The sequence below is a fragment of the Amycolatopsis sp. NPDC051372 genome, assembly GCF_040682095.1.
Classification (GTDB): Bacteria; Actinomycetota; Actinomycetes; order Mycobacteriales; family Pseudonocardiaceae; genus Amycolatopsis.
Genome location: NZ_JBFBAF010000041.1, coordinates 49,236 through 64,712, shown reverse-complemented (window position 1 = coordinate 64,712; position 15,477 = coordinate 49,236). Strand labels below are relative to the sequence as shown.

Sequence of the window (15,477 nt, the reverse complement as noted above, 5' to 3'; positions counted from 1 at the left end):
GCCGGTGACTCGGCGCGGTGGAACTCAGGGGAACTCAGGGGAGGGAAATGCCGTGGACGACACCGTTCTGGTCGCCGACCACAAGCGTGCGGCCGTCGATCACGGGCCGGCCGAACGTGTAGACCAGGCTCTGCTGCAGCCAGCCCAGCCGGGCGCCGTCGGAGAGCCGCACACCGATCACCTTGCCGTCGACGGTCAGCACCCACGCCGTGCCGTCGCTGATCGCGACCCCCGCGTTGAACACGCGCAGTGCGAGATTGGTGTTCCACAACGGTTTCCCGGTGGCGAGGTCCACGAGCGTCAGCACACCCCACTCGGTGGTCAGCAGCACGCTGGAGCCCACGATCAAGGCGGGCGCGTACATCGCGCTGCCGGCGACGGTCCAGCGCAGGGCGCCGGTGGCGCGGTCCAGCGCGATCGCACTCGACACGGTGGCGACGATGACCACGTCACCGCCGAGCGCCACCACGGTGTCCCACCCGCTGTACAGCGCGATCCGGTGCTCGACGCCGGTCACCATCTGGTAGGCCCACACCTGCGCACCCGTGCGCGCGTCGTGCGCCCGGGTGTAACCGTCGGCGGCGGCCGTGTAGACGCGTTCACCGTCGCTCGCGGCCTGTCCGGACGAGAACCCGCGGCCGGGCACGGACCACCGACGGCGGCCGTCGGCGCCGACCGCGAACAACGCCTGCCCCGCCGAGAACACCACCTGCGGATGTCCGTCCACAGTGGATACCAGCGGCGCGCTCACGACCGGGGCCTTGGCATCGAACGTCCACACCCGCCGGCCATCGCGGACATCCAGCGCGTACAGGTGGTGGTCGGCCGAGGGAACGAAAGCCAGCGTCCCGTTCACCGCCGGACGCCGGTACACCGGGCCGAGCTGCGTGCGCCACTCGCGGTGGCCGCCGCGCCGCAGCGCGGTCACCTCGCCGGCCGACGAAGCGGCGAGCACCAGTCCGCTGTGCACGTCCGCGAGGGTCACGCCGCCCTGCACCGAACCCGAGAGCTGCTCCTGCCACCGGTCGACGGGGTCGCCGGCCACCGCGGGCACGGTGAACAGCACGACCTGCTCCCACCAGCTGCCGTCCGGCGAGTTCACGCGCACCTGCAGCCGCTGCCGGCCCGGCGCCAGTGCCGAGACGTCGACGCTGCCGGTCCAGCGGTCCCCCGAACCCACGAGCGGCTGCCACGCGGCCGGGCTCGTGCCGCCGAACACGGCCTGCGGGTACGGCTGCACGCCGACCAGCTGCGCGCCCGACGCCCGCACCTCGACCGGCAGCGAGCCACCGGAAACCTTGCCCGCGTGGACATACCGCGGCCGCTGTTCGCGCCCCTGCCCCTCGCCGGTGAGCGGCACGGTCGCGAACGGCGCCTCGGTGTCGGACCCGTCCGCGGCCACGGTGACCCGCCGCACGTCCAGCACCGCGGTGCCGTCGGCGGCGGTGGTTTTCTCGGCCCAGTAGTAGGCCGGGCCGTTGAGCACGGCGTTCAGCGTCACCTGGGTGAGGCCGTTGAACCGCGTGACGTCCTCGCGGTGCACGTGGCCGGCGATGACCCCGCGCAGGTTGTGCCCGGCGAGCACGTCGAGCACCGCCGGCTGGTCGTCGACGTAGTAGAACTGGTTGCCGAAGGGGAAGTGCTGGAACAGCACCACCGGCGTGCCCCGCTGCACGCGGCGCAGGTCTCGCTCGAGCCAGTCGAGGCCGGCGGGCCCGTAGTGCCCGGGCTCCTGCAGCACCTGCGTCGGGTCGAAGCCGACGAAGTGGACACCGCCGGCGTCGAACGAGTACGGCGTCGGGCCGAAGTGGCTGTGGAACTCCTCCTTGGCCGAAGGGTCCCACCGCGTCTCGTGGTTGCCCGGCGAGTAGTGGATCTTCCCGCGCAGCGAGGCGGGCAGCACCTTGCCGTACTGCTCGTACTCGTCGGGCAGGCCGGTGTCGGTGATGTCGCCGCAGTGCAGCACGAGGTCCGGGTCGCGGCGCGCGATCGAGGCATACACCTGGGTGAGCCACGTGGTCGACTGCAGGCTCGTGGTGTTCACGTGGGTGTCCGAGATGGCGGCGAACTTCAAGCCGCGCCCCGGCCGCCCCGGCGTGGCGTCCGCCGGCGCGGCGCCGAGCAGCGTGGCCAGCGCCGGAGCCGCCACCGCCCCCGCGGCGAGCCCGAAGAACGCCCTTCGGTGCAGTCCGTCGTGGCGGCAGGGCTCGTCGGCCATCGGGTTCCTCCATTCGAGAAGCTGAACCCTCAGACCTTCACCCGTTCGGGTAACGCCGATCTGACGCACGGACATGGGGAGGCTGAACGCCGGACCAAGCTCTGCCGGGCTCGCAGCCGTTACGTGAGACTGATCGCGTTTTTCGCGCGATCCACCGACTCCTCGGCCGCCGGACCGCCGGGGTTCTCCGTCGCCAGCGCCTGGTTCGCGGCGACGAACGGCCGCAACCGGGTCTCATAGGCGGAGAACGCGGCGGCGTGATCGTCGTGGCGGGCGAGCTCGTCGGCGAGCACGTACGCGCCGACGAGGGCGAGGCTGGTGCCCTGGCCCGAGAGCGGCGACGCGCAGTAGCCCGCGTCCCCGAGCAGCGTCACCCGGCCGGCGCTCCAGGAGTCGAGGTGGATCTGCTGCATCGCGTCGAAGTAGAAGTGGGGCGCACCGGCCATTTCAGACAGCAGACGCGGCACCTCCCAGCCCGCGCCGGCCAGCTGCTTCGCCACGATTTCCTTCTGCGCCAGGACATCGCGGTAGTCGTACGTCAGCGGCGATGACGCAAAACCCAGCGTGACCCGCAGTTCGGTGTTGTCTCGCACCGGATAGACGGCGCCGCCGGTCTCCGCGTCGCGGAACCAGACCTGCCAGTTGTCGAGGCCGAGGACGTTGGGCGCCGGGAAGATCGCCAGGTACTGCCCGAGGTGCTGCGCGAACCGCTCCTCCGGGCCGAACGCCAGCCGGCGGACGGCGGAGTGCAGACCGTCGGCGCCGACGACGAGGTCGAACGTGCGGAAGCCGCCGCGCTCGAACTCCACCCGCACGCCGTGCTCGTCCTGGCCCAAGGCGGTGACGGAATCGTCGAAGACGTACTCGACGTCGTGCTCGGTTGCCTTGTACAGCAGGGAAACCAGGTCATCGCGGACCAGCTCCACGTCGGGGCTGTCCAGGCGGCCACTGCTGTAAGTGTGCTCCTCCGAGCGGAACAGCTCGGTGCCGGAACCGTCCACCACGGACATTCCGCGCATCCGCGTCCGCATCGCGCGCACCTGCTCGCCGAGCCCCATCCGGTCGACGACGTCGAGCGCCACCCCTCGCACGTCGACCGCCTGCCCGCCCTCCCGCAGGCCGGGCGAGCGCTCGACCACGGTCACCGAGAACCCGGCCCGGTGGAGCCAGTAGGCCAGCGTCGGGCCACCGATGCCGGCGCCGGAGACGAGGACGTTGCGCATGGTTTCCTCCAGGTGTTCGTCGTACCCTTACGGACCACACACTGGCTTCGGCCAGGCAACCATGCCAAAATTGACCTAGTACAGATGGTCAGCTGTACTGGTACAGATCGGAGCCGGGGATGGCCGAGCAGCGCTACCTGGAGATCGCTGCGGACCTGCGCCGCCGGATCACCGACGGGGAGCTCGTGCCGGGGGCGAAGGTGCCGTCGACGCGCCGGATCGCCGTCGAGTGGGGCGTCGCGACGGCCACCGCGGCCAAGGCGCTCGCCGCGCTCGGCCAGGAAGGGCTGGTGCGAGCCGAACCGCGGTCCGGCACCGTCGTCGCAGGCCGGAAGGCCGAGCCGAAGGCCCGCCCGCGGCCGCCGGGCCTCTCGCGGGAGCGGATCGTGCGGACGGCCATCACGATCGCCGACGAGGAGGGGCTGGCCGCGCTGTCCATGCGAGGAGTGGCGGCGCGGCTCGGTGTCGCGGCGATGGCGCCGTACCGCTACGTCGCCGGGCGCGACGAGCTGGTGCTGCTCATGGCCGACGCGGCGTTCGGCGAACGCGGTTACCCCGCGCGCCTTTCAGGCGACTGGCGGGCGCGGCTCGAACTCACCGGTCGCACACTGTGGTCGCTGTACCGGCGCCACCCGTGGCTCGCGCAGCTGTCGCCGATCACGCGCCCGTTGCCGCTGGCCAACCTGGCCACGCACGCGGAGCAGGCGCTTTCGGCGCTCGACGGCTTCGGCCTGTCGGCGAAGCAGCTGTGCGACCTGCACGTGCTGTTCTTCAGCTACATCCAGGGCATCGCCATCCACCTGGAACGCGAGCGGCACGCGGCCGGCACGTCCGGGCTGACCGAGGACGAGTGGCTGGCCACCCAGGCGCCGGGCCACACGGCGATCATGGCCGGCGGCCGCCACCCCGTCTTCACTCGGATGCTGACGACGCTGGAAGAGGACGGCTACGACCTGGATCTCGACGAGCTTTTCGAGCTCGGCCTGCGCTCGCTGCTCGACGGCGTCTCACTGCGGCTGGCCTGAGAAGGCCGGCATGGGAAACGCGCCCACCCCCGGGGGAAGAGTGGGCGCGTTTCCGGCCGAGGCGTCAGTCCGCGATCTTGAGCACGACGCGGATGTTGGCCTTCGGCATGTGCTGGTAGGCCTCCTCGGCCTTCTCCAGCGGGAAGACCTCGTACACCGGCCGGATGCCGCGCAGCACAGCGAAGTTCAGCGTGTCCTCGCTGTCGCGGGCGACGCCGCTGTACCAGCCGGAGAGGTTCAGCCGGTAGTCCGCCAGCGTGTGGCCGGTGACCTGGATCGGGTTCTGGCCTTCGAGCACGATCACCTGACCGTTGGGGCGAATGCCGTTCATCAGCTCCGACTGCATCTCGGCGCGGTCGACGGTGCCGAGGATCACCGACGCGCCACCCATCTTCTTCAGGGACTCGCCGACACTGCCTTCGTTGCTGTCGATGTACTCGTCCGCGCCGAGCTTGCGGGCCAGCTCTTCCTTGGTGCGGCCGCGGTTGATCGCGACGGTGCGGAAGCCCATCTTGTTGGCGAACTGGACGGCGAGGTGGCCGACGCCGCCCACACCCTGCACGGCGACGAGATCGCCGGGGCCGGCTTTGGCGTGGCGCAACGCGTTGAAGGCGGTGATGCCGGCACACATCAGCGGCGAAGCCTCGGCGAACGTCAGGCCTTCGGGGATACGGGCGACCGCGTCCTCGGGGGCGACCATGTACTCGGCGTAACCGCCGTCGAAGGACGTGCCCGTGATCGTGCGGCTGTCACAGTTGACGAAGTCACCGCGGCGGCAGTACTCACACGTGAAGTCGACGCCACCGGACCAGCCGACCCCGACCTTGTCGCCGACCTTCCACAGGGTCACGGCGTCGCCGACCGCGTCGACGACACCCGCGATCTCGTGCCCGGGCACGCGCGGCAGCTTGGTGCCGAACAGGGCCATGCGGGGGATGATCTCGCCGCCGCACACGCCGCACGTGTGCACCTTCACCCGCACCTGGTTGGGCTTCGGCTCGGGGATCGGCAGTTCGACCTGCACGAACGGGCCGCCCGCTTGCTGAACCTGAACCGCGCGCATTGTCCCTGTCATTTTCTCACAATTCCTTTCGGTGGTCAGTGCATTCCGCCGTCGCAGACGAGCTGCTGTCCGGTGATCAACGCAGCTTCGTCTCCGGCGAGAAATGCCGTCACACCCGCGACGTCTTCCGTGGTGCCCAGTCGCCCGATCGGGACCATTTCGATCAAACTGCGCTTGTATTCGTCGTTGGCCGGGTCGGTGAAAATCCCGGCGCCGTCGATCGGCCCGGGCACCACCGTGTTCACGGTGACGCGGCGCGGGCCGAGCTCCATCGCGAGCACCTTCACGAGGTAACCGGTGGCCACCTTGCTGGTGCCGTAGAGGCCGACGCCCAGCTGCGGAACCGTCGTGGTGTTCGACGAGATGGTGATGATGCGGCCACCGTCGGCGATGCGGCGAGCAGCCTCGCGCAGCACGAAGTACGGACCCTTGGTGTTCACCCGGAAGAGGAGGTCGAAGTCCTCTTCGGTGACGTCCGTGACGGGGATGTTGACCTTTTCCATGCCCGCGTTGGCCACGACGATGTCGATCTTGCCGAACTCGGCGACGGCCGCGTCGTAAAGGTCGACGATACCGTCCACCTGAGACACATCGGCCGCGTGCACCAGTGCCTTCACACCGTGGGCCTCGGCGGCCTTTTTCACCTCTTCGGCGGCGGACGCGTCGCGGGAGTAGTTGATGACCACGTCGGCGCCCTGTTCCGCCAGCCGCAGCACGATGGCCCTGCCCAGGCCTTTCGACGATCCCGTGACGAGGGCCACTTTACCGCTGAGATTCATAGGTGCTCCCCTGTGTCAATACAGCTATGGTCCGGCCGGGGTGCGGGAAAGGGAAACACCGGATCCTTGTGGTTGCCACAACGAACCGTTGTGGCGAGGATCGAGCGGTGGACCTGAATCTGCGCCTGCTCAAAGCCCTCGAAGCCGTGGCCGACGAGGGCAGCATGACCCGCGCGGCCGGGCGGCTCATGATGACCCAGCAGGCGGTCAGCGGGCAGATCCGGCAGCTCGAGCGCGTGGCCGGCACCCCGCTGGTCCGGCGCCGGTCCTCCGGCGTCGAGCTCACCGCGGCGGGGCAGGTGTTCCTGAAACAAGGGCGCGAACTGCTCACCGCGTGTTCGGCGATGGTCTCGGAGGCGCGGCTCGTGGGCTCGGGGCTGTCCGGGCGGCTGCGGATCGCGTTCAAGGCGCAGAGCACCGCGCACTTCCTGCCGGACGTCGAGTCGTCGCTGCGCCGGGTCGCACCCGACGTGGAGGTCGACGCCCTCGCGGTCCACACCCTGCCCGACGAGCTCGACGCCCTCGCCGCGGGCACCGCCGACGCCGCGTTCCTGTGGCTGCCGATCGGCGACGACCGCCGCTTCGTCACGCACTGGCTGCTCGACGAGCCACGCTGGGTCGCGCTGCCGCCCGGGCACCACCTCGCCACGCGGACGTCGCTGAAGGTCGCCGACCTGGCGTGCGAGCCGATCGTCGGGCCGCGCGACGGGATGCCCGAGGCGGTGGTGAAGTTCTGGTTCATCGACCCTCGGCCGGACGGCACCCGCGCGGTCTACGGGCCGCAGGGTCGGACGCCGGAGGAGTGCCTGCACCACGTGGCGGCCGGGCACGGGTCGTGGATCGCGCCCGCGTCGACGGCCGCGTACTTCCCGTACCCGCGGCTGGTGTGGCGGCCGTTGGAGGACGCGACGCCGTTGGGGCTGGCGTTGATCTGGCTGCGGGAGAACTCGAACCCGCTGCTGGATCTGCTGCTGGAGGAGAGCAAGCGGGTGACGCGCCCGACGCCGGTGTGAGTCAGCCGGCCAGGACGGCGAAACTCAGCGCCCCCAGTGCGACGATCGCGGCCGCCAGCCTTGTCGCGATCGCGGTCGGTCCTTTTCGGACTGTGTTGCCCACCCAGCCTCTCAGGCGATGACCTTGCCACATCAGGAGTGCCAACACGACGAGGCCGGCGAACAGGAGCACGAACCAGCGTGGGGCGCCGGCCCAGTCGATGCCGTCTTCGCCGGCGAGGAGGACCGTCGCCGTCGAGGTACCGGTGTCGCGCACTTCTTCGCGGACGGCGTTGACGCCGCCGACGACGACCATGACGACGATGGCGAGCGCGGTCAGCCGTTGGAGGATCTTGGTGGCCCGGCTTTTGCGTCGGTGCTTCTCGGGGATTTTCGCGACGTCGGCGATGAGGGCGACGGTGATAGTCAGGAGGACGAGACCGCCCAGGAGCCCCCACCACTTCACGGCGAGGCCCCAGAGGTGCGCCTCGCGCAGACCCGGGCCGCCGTCGGCCCACCACGCCCAGGCGCCGGCGAGGTCGATCTGCATCGGCGCCCTTCCGGTCGGTTCTCGCCCAGCGTAGGGACGTCTTCCGGGCGTCCGCCGTGGCCGCGGCGAGAGTTCTCCCGGCCGCGACCGCGTCGTGATCGCGCTGGATTGTCGGGGATGGTCTTTATTCTGTGCGTGTCCGGTTGATGACGGAGGGGGATCGGGCGTGGTTCATTCATCGCCGCCGCGGGGGCGCGTGCTGGCTTTCGTGCTCGCGGGTGTTGCTGGGGTGTGCGAGGTGCTGCTGGTGTGGAACGAGGTCGAGGAGCTGAGCCGGCGTTTCGATCTGAATCCCGGCCCGTACTTCCACCTGGTGATCGCTTTGCTCGGCCTCGGGGTGCTCGTCGGCGCGGCACTGCTGGCCGCGCGAAGGCCACGGGTCGCGCGGGTGTTGATGCTGGGTGCGGTTGTGCAGATGGTCCTCGCGGTGCCCGGGTCAATGCGGATCTTGGGGATTCGGCGGTCGAGTGCTTTCGAGGACGTGTTCCTGCCGGCCGGCTTGGCAGCTGTGATCGCGGTGCTGCTGTGGCTGCCCGCGGTGGCGGTGGCTTTGCCGGAGGTGATGCCGCGGTTCACCGGTGGGCCGGGTTGGCAGCCGGGGTACGGCGGGCCGGCCGGTTGGCAGGGCGCTGGGATCCCTGGGTCTGCTCCTGGTCAACAGTGGCAGGGGGTTCCTGGGCAGGCCGTGCCCGGGCCGGTTCCTGGTCAGCAGTGGCCGGGCGCTGGCGGGGCCGGCCAAGCCTGGCCGGGCGCGGTTCCGGGACAGATTCCCGGAGCCGCGATGCCGGGCCCGGCTCCCGGACAGCAATGGGCGAGCGCCTGCGAACCCGGCCAAGCTTGGCAATCCGGCGCAGCGCCGTCCGGGCCGGCGTCGCAGGGGTCTGTCGCGCCCGGTCAGGCGTGGTCCGGTGCCGTCCCGGCACAGGGTCAGCCCGGAGAGCCTTGGGCGGGTTCGGTGCCGCCGGGACAGCCGATGCCGGGTTCCGGCGCGCCGGGGGCTCCGCAGCAGCAGTACCTGCCGGCAGCGCCGTATCCCCCTGCGCCCCACTGAGCGATGTCCGGTCGTGGGCGGGAAAACCGGGGTTCGCCAAGCGGGGTGAGGCCTTATGGTTCAGGACATGGGTCAGGTGCTGCCGGTCGAATTCAGTGACGGCGAGGTGCGGGAGATCGAGCGGCAGGCGGCCGCCGAGGGGCGGAGCCTTCAGGAGTACGTGCGGGAGACGCTGATGACCGCCGTGACTTCGCGGGCCCAGCAGCGCGCGACGGTGCTCGACCACGTGCTGGAAGCGAGCGCCGGCCTCAACGAGCGGCTGGCGCGATGACCGAGTACCTGACGATCCACGACTTGATGGTCGTCGCGCGCCGGGTGGTGCGGGGTGAGCTCGCGGTGCGCGACACAGGCATTCTCGCGGCGGCCGCGGCGCGCCCGCGCACGTCGGTCTTCGGGGAGGACGCCTACCCCGGCGTGTGGGAGAAGGCGGCCGCGCTCATGGAGTCGCTCGGCCGTGGCCACCCCCTCATCGACGGCAACAAACGCCTCGCCTGGACCGCCACCTGGTTCTTCCTCGGCCTCAACGACAAACCCCTCCGCACACCCCTCGACGAGGACGCCGCCGAGCCCTTCGTCCACGACGTCGTCAAGGGCCACCTCGACCTGCCTCGCATCGCCGCGCGCCTGGCCGACTTCGCCTAGCCGCCCGGCAACGTCTCGCCGGGCAAGTCACCGACGCCGCCCAGCGGCCCGAAGGCAGGAACGCCGCCGAGAGGCAGGCACGAAGCAGCCCGTGCCCGCCTCTTGAGCGGGACCGAACCCTCGCGATCGGACGAAACCATGCCCCGCAACCAGGCGGGTTCGCGAAAGTCTCACTGCGAGACCCCCCACTGTGCCGACTGGGCGTCGACCAGAGCCGTCAAGTCGCCCAACGTCAGCGAGAAGTCGTCGACGTGGAGGCCGAGGCCGCCGCTTTTCGGAGGGCCCACCAAGGCGTCGCCGCCGGAGAGCTGGAGCCAGGACGCGGTGCCGCCGGGGACGGTGCGGAACTCGCACGCGCCGGTGAACTCGCCGGGGTAGCGGGCGAAGCCGGTGGGGAACACCGGCAGCGAGGTATCGAGAAGGACGGCGGTGAGGTGGCCGTCGGGGAGAAGAGCGTTGCCCTGTACCAAAGTCTGGGTGGGGAGCCGGGTGTCGAGCGGGGTCGTCGCGTCGGGGACGGCGCCGGTCAGCAGGGCGGCCGGGTTGGTGCAGAGGATGCGGTGGCCGGGCGTCGAAGAGAGGCCGAAGGCGGAGCCGGGCGGTGGGACCGTTCCGGCCGGTTGCTTGTACGACGAGTAACCGGCCACGCAGCCGACCGGCACGGGCGCCGCGGCCGAAGCGCGAGCGCACACGGGCAGGTGCTGGAAAGCCGCGTCCGGATCGGAGCCGCCGCCGGCCGGGCGGTCGGTGGGGGCCTTGACGTTGCCGCCGAGAAGCAGCGCACTCACCAAGGAGGGCTGCACGTCGGGATGACCGTCCACGCGGTCGCGCAAGAGGGAGGCCGCGTCCGCGGCGCCTGCGAGTGGCCGATCACCACCACCCCGCGGCGACGGTGCGTGACCGGGTCGATGTTGTAGTCGCGCCAGTACGTGTCCCACGCCTGTTCGACGTCTTCGAGGCCCAGCGCGTAGTCGGGTGCCGTGCCGGTGAGCACGCCGACGATGTGCGCGGCCAGCGGCGCCTGCCGGTACGCGGGCACGAACACGCGGCAGTGGCTGAGCAGCGGACCGACCTGGGCGTAGGTCACGGCGGCCGCGGCGTCGTCCGGGCCGGGTGGCAGCGAGCCGATCTGCAGCGCCGGATTCGAGACCAGGTCGACGGTCGGGTACACGTAAAAGCAGTCCACCGGAGGGGTGGCCGGCGGCTCGAACGGTTCCACCACACTCGCGCCCGACTCCACTCGAGTGGTGTCGAACGTCACCCGGCCAGGCGATGCGGGGTAGCCGACGGTGAAGCTCCCACCGGGCGTCGCGATCTGCGGGTCACCCGCCAGGTTCTGGTTGCACGGGTTCGCGGCCATGCCGGGCAGGCACACCCACACCGGGTGGTCGAGCGGCGCCGTGCCCGGCGGGGCGGCACCAGACGCGGCGGCGGCCGGAACTGCCACCGCGAGGCCGAACACGGTCGTGAGAGCCAGCAGGATCACGCTTTTCCGCACGCTCGACGCTCCTTCACCGGGTGGGCGAGTCCCCCGTAGGCTGGCAGGAGCGAAGCCGATCCGGGAGGTGAGTCGTGCCGTCACGCAATCCGCTGCGCCTGCTGCGCAAGTGGACGGACTGGTTCGAAAACCGCGGTGTGTACATCCCGGGCGAGGAGAGCCGCGCGGTCGACCCGGTGCGTGACTTCGGGTGGCTGATGGTCGCGTGGGGCGCCGGCGTGGCGATCTTCATCCTCTTGTTCGCCTTCGCCGTTTAAGTGGCACATCGGTGACGACTGTCACCCGGAGTGCCCTTTCGGTCACGGATCGGCCACGGCTGTACACCAGGTCCGCGTCTTCGTGCGCGCGCACGTGCACATGCAGGGACAGTGGAGCGGGTCGACCTCGGTCACTACGCCGAACGGCCTGAGCCCCCGCCCCGACTGGAGTAACCGAGATGGCGCCCGCGCGCACCCCCAAGCTGTTGCTTTCCGCCTGTTTGCTGATGGCGGTGGCGGCCTGCGGGGTCGACGCGCAGGAAGGGACGGCGGCGCTCGGTGGTGGCGGCGGCCCCGCGAAGGCCGCGGCCGCGCAGACGTCGCGTGACCTGCAGTTCGGCGCGGAACACCGGTTCGCCAGCGGCATCACGATCTCGGTTTCCGCCCCGCAGTCGTTCCAGCCCAGCCCCGCGGCGTACCCGCGCAGCTCGCGCGCGGCGTCGTTCGGCATCGAGATCACCAACAACGGCGCGGATTCCTACCGGCTTTCCGGCTTCACAGTCGCGGCGATGATCGACGGACACCCGACCAAACAGGTCGTCGACGCCACCCAGGGCCTCGGCGGCATCACCGACGCGGGCAAAGACCTGCAGCAGGGCCGCTCCGCGCAGCTGACACTCGCGTTCGCCGTGCCCGACCGCACCACGCAGCTCACGGTGCAGCTGCGACCCAGCGCGAGCGAGCCCGCCGTGGCCACGTACTGCGGGGCCGTCTGAAGTACCAATCCGGCCAAGAGCAAGCCGACCCCCCGCGGCACGTAACCGTTGCTACGAAGCCATTCGGCCGTGACTGTGGTCGGATTGGTAACGATCGGCCCTGAATTACCAATCCGGCCAAAAGCAGGCCGACCCCCACGCGGCACGCAACCGTTGCTACGAAGCCATTCGGCCGTGACTGTGGTCGGATTGGTAACGTTCGGCACAGTACGCTGCGTTCATGACCGAGCAGCGACTCTCCCCCGGCGACGCCGCCCCCGACTTCACCCTGCCCGACAGCACGGGCAAGAGCGTCTCCCTCAGCGACTTCCGCGGCCAGGCCGTCGTCGTGTACTTCTACCCGGCCGCCGGCACTCCCGGCTGCACCAAGCAGGCCTGCGACTTCCGCGACAGCCTCGCCCAGCTCAACGACGCCGGCTACCAGGTCCTCGGCATCTCCCCGGACAAGCCGGCGAAGCTCGTGAAGTTCGTCGAGAACGAGCAGCTGACCTTCCCCCTGCTCTCCGACGAGGACAAGCACGTCCTCACCGCGTGGGGCGCCTTCGGCGAGAAGAAGAACTACGGCCGCGTCTACCAGGGCGTCATCCGCTCGACCTTCATCGTCGACCCGGAGGGCAAAATCGCGAACGCCTTCTACAACGTCCGCGCGACCGGGCACGTCGCGAAGCTCATCCGCGATCTCGGCATCGCCGCCTGAGCCGCAAAGCCCGCCTCGGCCGTGACCCTGGGGCGGGACTCAGCTCCACGACCGGCAGCTCACCGCGAAAACCGCACCGCGCGAAAGCACGCACCACCGCGACGCGGCGGGACCGACCACACGCGATCGCGGCCACCATGCGGACAACACGAGCGACACCCGCCGTCCGCGCGACCGGGCACGTCGCGAAACTCATCCGCGACCTCGGCATCCCGCCTGAGCCGCAAAGCCCGCCGCCCGGGTGAGCGGTTCACTCGGGCGGGCCGGCGGCGGGGAGGCGCAGCGTGAACGTCGAGCCCTCGCCGAGCGTGCTGCGCACCGAGACCGTGCCGCCGTGGGCGGCCGCCAGGTTGCGGACGATGGCGAGGCCCAGGCCGCTGCCGCCGCTCGCGCCGCGGGTGCGGGCCTTGTCCGCGCGCCAGAAGCGGTCGAAGACGTGGGGCAGGTCGTCGGCGGGGATGCCGACGCCGGTGTCGGCCACGGAGAACACGACGTCCGAATCGACACGCGTGGCGCTGACCGTGACGGAGCCGCCGCGGGGGGTGTGGCGGACGGCGTTGGACACGAGGTTGTCGATGGCCTGCCGCAGGCGCACGGGGTCCGCCGTGACGGTCGGGTCGGCCATCGACCGCACCACCAGCTGAACGCCCGCCGCGTCGTCGCGGGCGGTGTGGGCCGCGGCGAGCTGGGTGAGCAGGGAGTTGGCGTCGATGGGCTCGGGGTGCACGCGCAGCGCGCCGGCGTCGGCGAGGGCGAGGTCCTGCAGGTCGTCGACGATGTGCTGCAGGTGCAGAGCTTCTTCGAGCAGCGACGCGACGAGCTCGTCGTCGAGCCGGCTCACGCCGTCCTGCGTGGCCTCCAGCCAGCCGCGGATGTTGGACAGCGGCGTGCGCAGCTCGTGTGCGATGTCGCTGACCATGGCCTTGCGCGCGGTCTCCAGCTTCTCGCGCGCCTCGGACATGTCGTTGAACGCCCGCGCCAGCCGCGCGATCTCGTCCTTGCCCTTAACCTTCACGCGCGCGCCGGCTTCGCCCGCCTCCATACGCTGCGCGGCGCCCGTGAGCGCGTGCAGCGGCCGGATGAGCCGGATCGACGCGAGCCCGGTGGCCACGACCGTGAGCACGAGGATCGCGCCCGCCACCTCGGCCAGGCGCACCTGGTTGTCCGACGACAGCGTGAACCCGCTCGGCGGCTGGTCGCTGCCCTTCTCCGTGATGTAGAGCCACGCGGGGGGCGCGACGTACGACGCCAGCTGCTCATGACGCGCGGACGTCACGCAGCTCTGCGCCGTCGTGTCCGTGGCGTCCGTCGCGCCGGTCTCGGGCCCGATGAACGTCCACGACAGCGACAGCTGCGCCGCCGGAGCGCTCTGCGCGCTGCGGCCGAGGCAGGCGTTCACGAGGTCCTGCAGCTTGTCGAGCGCCGCCTGTTCGGTGTCGGTGGGCTGCTCGAGGCTCGTGCCGTTGCACCGCGTCAGCGCGAACGGGTCATCGGCCACCACTCGCGGGTGCCCGCCGGGCGACACCTCGATGCTGCCGACGCCCCCGCGCTCTTGCACGCACCGCAGCACCCGCTGCGCGACGGCCGTCAGCGTCGCCTTTTCGTCCTGCGGCAGCTTGTACGGCCCCACCGCCTCCGGGTCGATCCGGTCCGGTGTGGACTGCACGCCCAGCCCCGGGTCGACCGACAACGGGTCGACCACCACCGAAGGCTGCGGCGGCAACCGTCCGGGGTCGGGGTCGGAGCTCGCGATCACCTTGCCCTGCGGTGTCGCCAGCACCACGCGGCGGCCGGTGCTCCCGGCGTAGGCGGTCACCTCCTTGCCGACGCCGTCCCAGTTCGGGTGCGTGGCCGCGTAGCGGAGCAAGCCCTGGTAGATGGTGCCGTCATCGGCGAAGACCTGGCCCTGCTCCTGCCGGATCGCGCCCGTGGTGGTGCGCGCGGCGAGCCACGCCGTGGCCGCGATCGCACACACCGCGACCAGCGCCGACACCGCGATCAGCCGGACCAGCAGGCTACGCCGCATCGGGCGGCCCGGCCGTGAGCTTGTAGCCGACGCCGTACACGGTCAGCAGCCGCTTGGGTTTCCGCGGCGCCGCCTCGATCTTCTTGCGCAGGTTCATCACGTGGACGTCGATCGCGCGCTGGGTGATGTAGCGGTCGAAGCCGTGCAGGTGCTCCAGCAGCTGCCCGCGCGTGAACACCTGGTCCGGGTGCGCGGCCATCACCTCGAGCAGCCGGAACTCGCCCGGAGTGGTCTCGACCAGCCGGCCGGACACGGCCACCTCGTGCCGGCCGACGTCCACGGTCAGCACGCCGACGCGCAGCGGTCCACCCTGAGGAACGGAAGTTTTGGTGCGGCGCAACAATGTCCGCACCCGAGCCATCAGTTCGCGGGGGCTGTACGGTTTGGTGATGTAGTCGTCGGCTCCGAGGTCCAGACCACGGAGCATATCGTCCTCTGTGGACCGTGCGGTCAGCATCAGCACGGGCACGTCGGACTCCGCGCGCAGGATCCGGCACACCTCGAGCCCGTCCATGCCGGGCAGCATGACGTCGAGCACGAGCAGGTCCGGCGGGCGGCGGCGGACGAGGTCGAGCGTCTCGCGGCCGTCGGGCACGACCACCACCGAGTGGCGTTCCCGCTCGAGGTAGCGGCGGACGAGCTCCGCTTGCTTCGGGTCGTCCTCCGCGAGCACGATTTCTGCGCACATGCTGCGAGCATAAGGATCTCCGCCGACGCGGGCGACCCAGCGCCGCGGGAAC

15 protein-coding genes and 1 pseudogene are annotated in these 15,477 nt (G+C 70.8%); 8 read left to right on the top strand and 8 right to left on the bottom strand.

Annotated elements, in window-relative coordinates; all coding sequences use genetic code 11:
* Nucleotides 1–34: 34 nt before the first annotated feature.
* Nucleotides 35–2,218, bottom strand: coding sequence for a PQQ-binding-like beta-propeller repeat protein (locus AB0M56_RS43080; protein ID WP_364187211.1), 2,184 nt, complete (start codon nt 2,216–2,218; stop codon nt 35–37).
* A 119-nt stretch (nt 2,219–2,337) separates the two neighbouring features.
* Nucleotides 2,338–3,441 (bottom strand): FAD-dependent monooxygenase, encoded by a 1,104-nt coding sequence (locus AB0M56_RS43075; RefSeq protein ID WP_364187208.1) that lies wholly within the window; start codon nt 3,439–3,441, stop codon nt 2,338–2,340.
* Nucleotides 3,442–3,560: 119 nt separating this feature from the next.
* Between AB0M56_RS43075 and AB0M56_RS43070 the strand changes: the two genes are divergently transcribed.
* Nucleotides 3,561–4,466, top strand: a complete 906-nt coding sequence (locus AB0M56_RS43070) for a TetR/AcrR family transcriptional regulator C-terminal domain-containing protein (RefSeq protein WP_364187205.1) — start codon at nt 3,561–3,563, stop codon at nt 4,464–4,466.
* 64 nt (nt 4,467–4,530) lie between these two features.
* Here AB0M56_RS43070 and AB0M56_RS43065 read toward each other — a convergent pair whose 3' ends face one another.
* Together AB0M56_RS43065 and AB0M56_RS43060 are read right to left on the bottom strand one after the other, a co-directional pair.
* On the bottom strand, nt 4,531–5,541 hold the full coding sequence (locus tag AB0M56_RS43065; RefSeq protein WP_364187203.1) for an alcohol dehydrogenase catalytic domain-containing protein: 1,011 nt from the start codon (nt 5,539–5,541) through the stop codon (nt 4,531–4,533).
* A gap of 23 nt (nt 5,542–5,564) precedes the next feature.
* Entirely contained in the window at nt 5,565–6,308 is a 744-nt protein-coding gene (locus AB0M56_RS43060) for an SDR family oxidoreductase (RefSeq protein ID WP_354872452.1), read from the bottom strand.
* Nucleotides 6,309–6,415: 107 nt separating this feature from the next.
* On the opposite strand from AB0M56_RS43060, the gene AB0M56_RS43055 reads away from it, so the two are divergent.
* Entirely contained in the window at nt 6,416–7,321 is a 906-nt protein-coding gene (locus AB0M56_RS43055) for a LysR family transcriptional regulator (RefSeq protein WP_364187200.1), read from the top strand.
* A gap of 1 nt (nt 7,322) precedes the next feature.
* Here AB0M56_RS43055 and AB0M56_RS43050 read toward each other — a convergent pair whose 3' ends face one another.
* On the bottom strand, nt 7,323–7,850 hold the full coding sequence (locus tag AB0M56_RS43050; RefSeq protein WP_364187198.1) for a hypothetical protein: 528 nt from the start codon (nt 7,848–7,850) through the stop codon (nt 7,323–7,325).
* A gap of 166 nt (nt 7,851–8,016) precedes the next feature.
* On the opposite strand from AB0M56_RS43050, the gene AB0M56_RS43045 reads away from it, so the two are divergent.
* From AB0M56_RS43045 to AB0M56_RS43035, 3 genes are all read left to right on the top strand, one after another.
* On the top strand, nt 8,017–8,901 hold the full coding sequence (locus AB0M56_RS43045) for a hypothetical protein (RefSeq protein ID WP_364187195.1): 885 nt from the start codon (nt 8,017–8,019) through the stop codon (nt 8,899–8,901).
* Between the two features lie 67 nt (nt 8,902–8,968).
* Nucleotides 8,969–9,172 carry a hypothetical protein gene (locus AB0M56_RS43040; RefSeq protein WP_364187192.1) on the top strand — a complete coding sequence of 68 codons (204 nt, stop codon included), beginning with the start codon at nt 8,969–8,971 and terminating at the stop codon, nt 9,170–9,172.
* Nucleotides 9,169–9,543, top strand: coding sequence for a Fic family protein (locus AB0M56_RS43035; protein WP_364187190.1), 375 nt, complete (start codon nt 9,169–9,171; stop codon nt 9,541–9,543). The genes AB0M56_RS43040 and AB0M56_RS43035 overlap by 4 nt, the downstream gene beginning before the upstream one ends.
* Nucleotides 9,544–9,713: 170 nt before the next feature.
* Here AB0M56_RS43035 and AB0M56_RS43030 read toward each other — a convergent pair.
* Nucleotides 9,714–10,903: pseudogene (locus AB0M56_RS43030) on the bottom strand (DUF3089 domain-containing protein).
* A gap of 212 nt (nt 10,904–11,115) precedes the next feature.
* On the opposite strand from AB0M56_RS43030, the gene AB0M56_RS43025 reads away from it, so the two are divergent.
* The 3 genes from AB0M56_RS43025 to bcp all read left to right on the top strand — a co-directional run bounded on the left by AB0M56_RS43025 (nt 11,116) and on the right by bcp (nt 12,711).
* Nucleotides 11,116–11,298, top strand: a complete 183-nt coding sequence (locus AB0M56_RS43025; RefSeq protein WP_220243744.1) for a hypothetical protein — start codon at nt 11,116–11,118, stop codon at nt 11,296–11,298.
* Between the two features lie 179 nt (nt 11,299–11,477).
* The gene (locus AB0M56_RS43020; RefSeq protein ID WP_364187188.1) at nt 11,478–12,014 is read left to right on the top strand and encodes a hypothetical protein; all 537 of its coding nucleotides are present in this window, start codon (nt 11,478–11,480) and stop codon (nt 12,012–12,014) included.
* Between the two features lie 220 nt (nt 12,015–12,234).
* A complete protein-coding gene (bcp, locus tag AB0M56_RS43015; RefSeq protein ID WP_364187185.1) occupies nt 12,235–12,711 on the top strand; it encodes a thioredoxin-dependent thiol peroxidase in 477 nt (158 codons plus the stop codon).
* A 250-nt stretch (nt 12,712–12,961) separates the two neighbouring features.
* On the opposite strand, the gene AB0M56_RS43010 is transcribed toward bcp, so the two are convergent.
* Both AB0M56_RS43010 and AB0M56_RS43005 read right to left on the bottom strand, forming a co-directional pair.
* A complete protein-coding gene (locus AB0M56_RS43010; protein WP_364187182.1) occupies nt 12,962–14,737 on the bottom strand; it encodes a HAMP domain-containing sensor histidine kinase in 1,776 nt (591 codons plus the stop codon).
* Nucleotides 14,727–15,425, bottom strand: a complete 699-nt coding sequence (locus AB0M56_RS43005) for a response regulator transcription factor (RefSeq protein ID WP_364187179.1) — start codon at nt 15,423–15,425, stop codon at nt 14,727–14,729. The genes AB0M56_RS43010 and AB0M56_RS43005 overlap by 11 nt, the downstream gene beginning before the upstream one ends.
* Nucleotides 15,426–15,477: the final 52 nt, after the last annotated feature.

What these genes read in the sequence shown, in the direction of transcription:
- AB0M56_RS43065 (WP_364187203.1), bottom strand. Translation starts at nt 5,541, where the DNA reads ATGACAGGGACAATGCGCGCGGTTCAGGTTCAGCAAGCGGGCGGCCCG.
- AB0M56_RS43060 (WP_354872452.1), bottom strand. Translation starts at nt 6,308, where the DNA reads ATGAATCTCAGCGGTAAAGTGGCCCTCGTCACGGGATCGTCGAAAGGC.
- AB0M56_RS43005 (WP_364187179.1), bottom strand. Translation starts at nt 15,425, where the DNA reads ATGTGCGCAGAAATCGTGCTCGCGGAGGACGACCCGAAGCAAGCGGAG.
- AB0M56_RS43020 (WP_364187188.1), top strand. Translation starts at nt 11,478, where the DNA reads ATGGCGCCCGCGCGCACCCCCAAGCTGTTGCTTTCCGCCTGTTTGCTG.
- bcp (WP_364187185.1), top strand. Translation starts at nt 12,235, where the DNA reads ATGACCGAGCAGCGACTCTCCCCCGGCGACGCCGCCCCCGACTTCACC.
- AB0M56_RS43040 (WP_364187192.1), top strand. Translation starts at nt 8,969, where the DNA reads ATGGGTCAGGTGCTGCCGGTCGAATTCAGTGACGGCGAGGTGCGGGAG.
- AB0M56_RS43075 (WP_364187208.1), bottom strand. Translation starts at nt 3,441, where the DNA reads ATGCGCAACGTCCTCGTCTCCGGCGCCGGCATCGGTGGCCCGACGCTG.
- AB0M56_RS43050 (WP_364187198.1), bottom strand. Translation starts at nt 7,850, where the DNA reads ATGCAGATCGACCTCGCCGGCGCCTGGGCGTGGTGGGCCGACGGCGGC.
- AB0M56_RS43080 (WP_364187211.1), bottom strand. Translation starts at nt 2,218, where the DNA reads ATGGCCGACGAGCCCTGCCGCCACGACGGACTGCACCGAAGGGCGTTC.
- AB0M56_RS43070 (WP_364187205.1), top strand. Translation starts at nt 3,561, where the DNA reads ATGGCCGAGCAGCGCTACCTGGAGATCGCTGCGGACCTGCGCCGCCGG.
- AB0M56_RS43010 (WP_364187182.1), bottom strand. Translation starts at nt 14,737, where the DNA reads ATGCGGCGTAGCCTGCTGGTCCGGCTGATCGCGGTGTCGGCGCTGGTC.
- AB0M56_RS43035 (WP_364187190.1), top strand. Translation starts at nt 9,169, where the DNA reads ATGACCGAGTACCTGACGATCCACGACTTGATGGTCGTCGCGCGCCGG.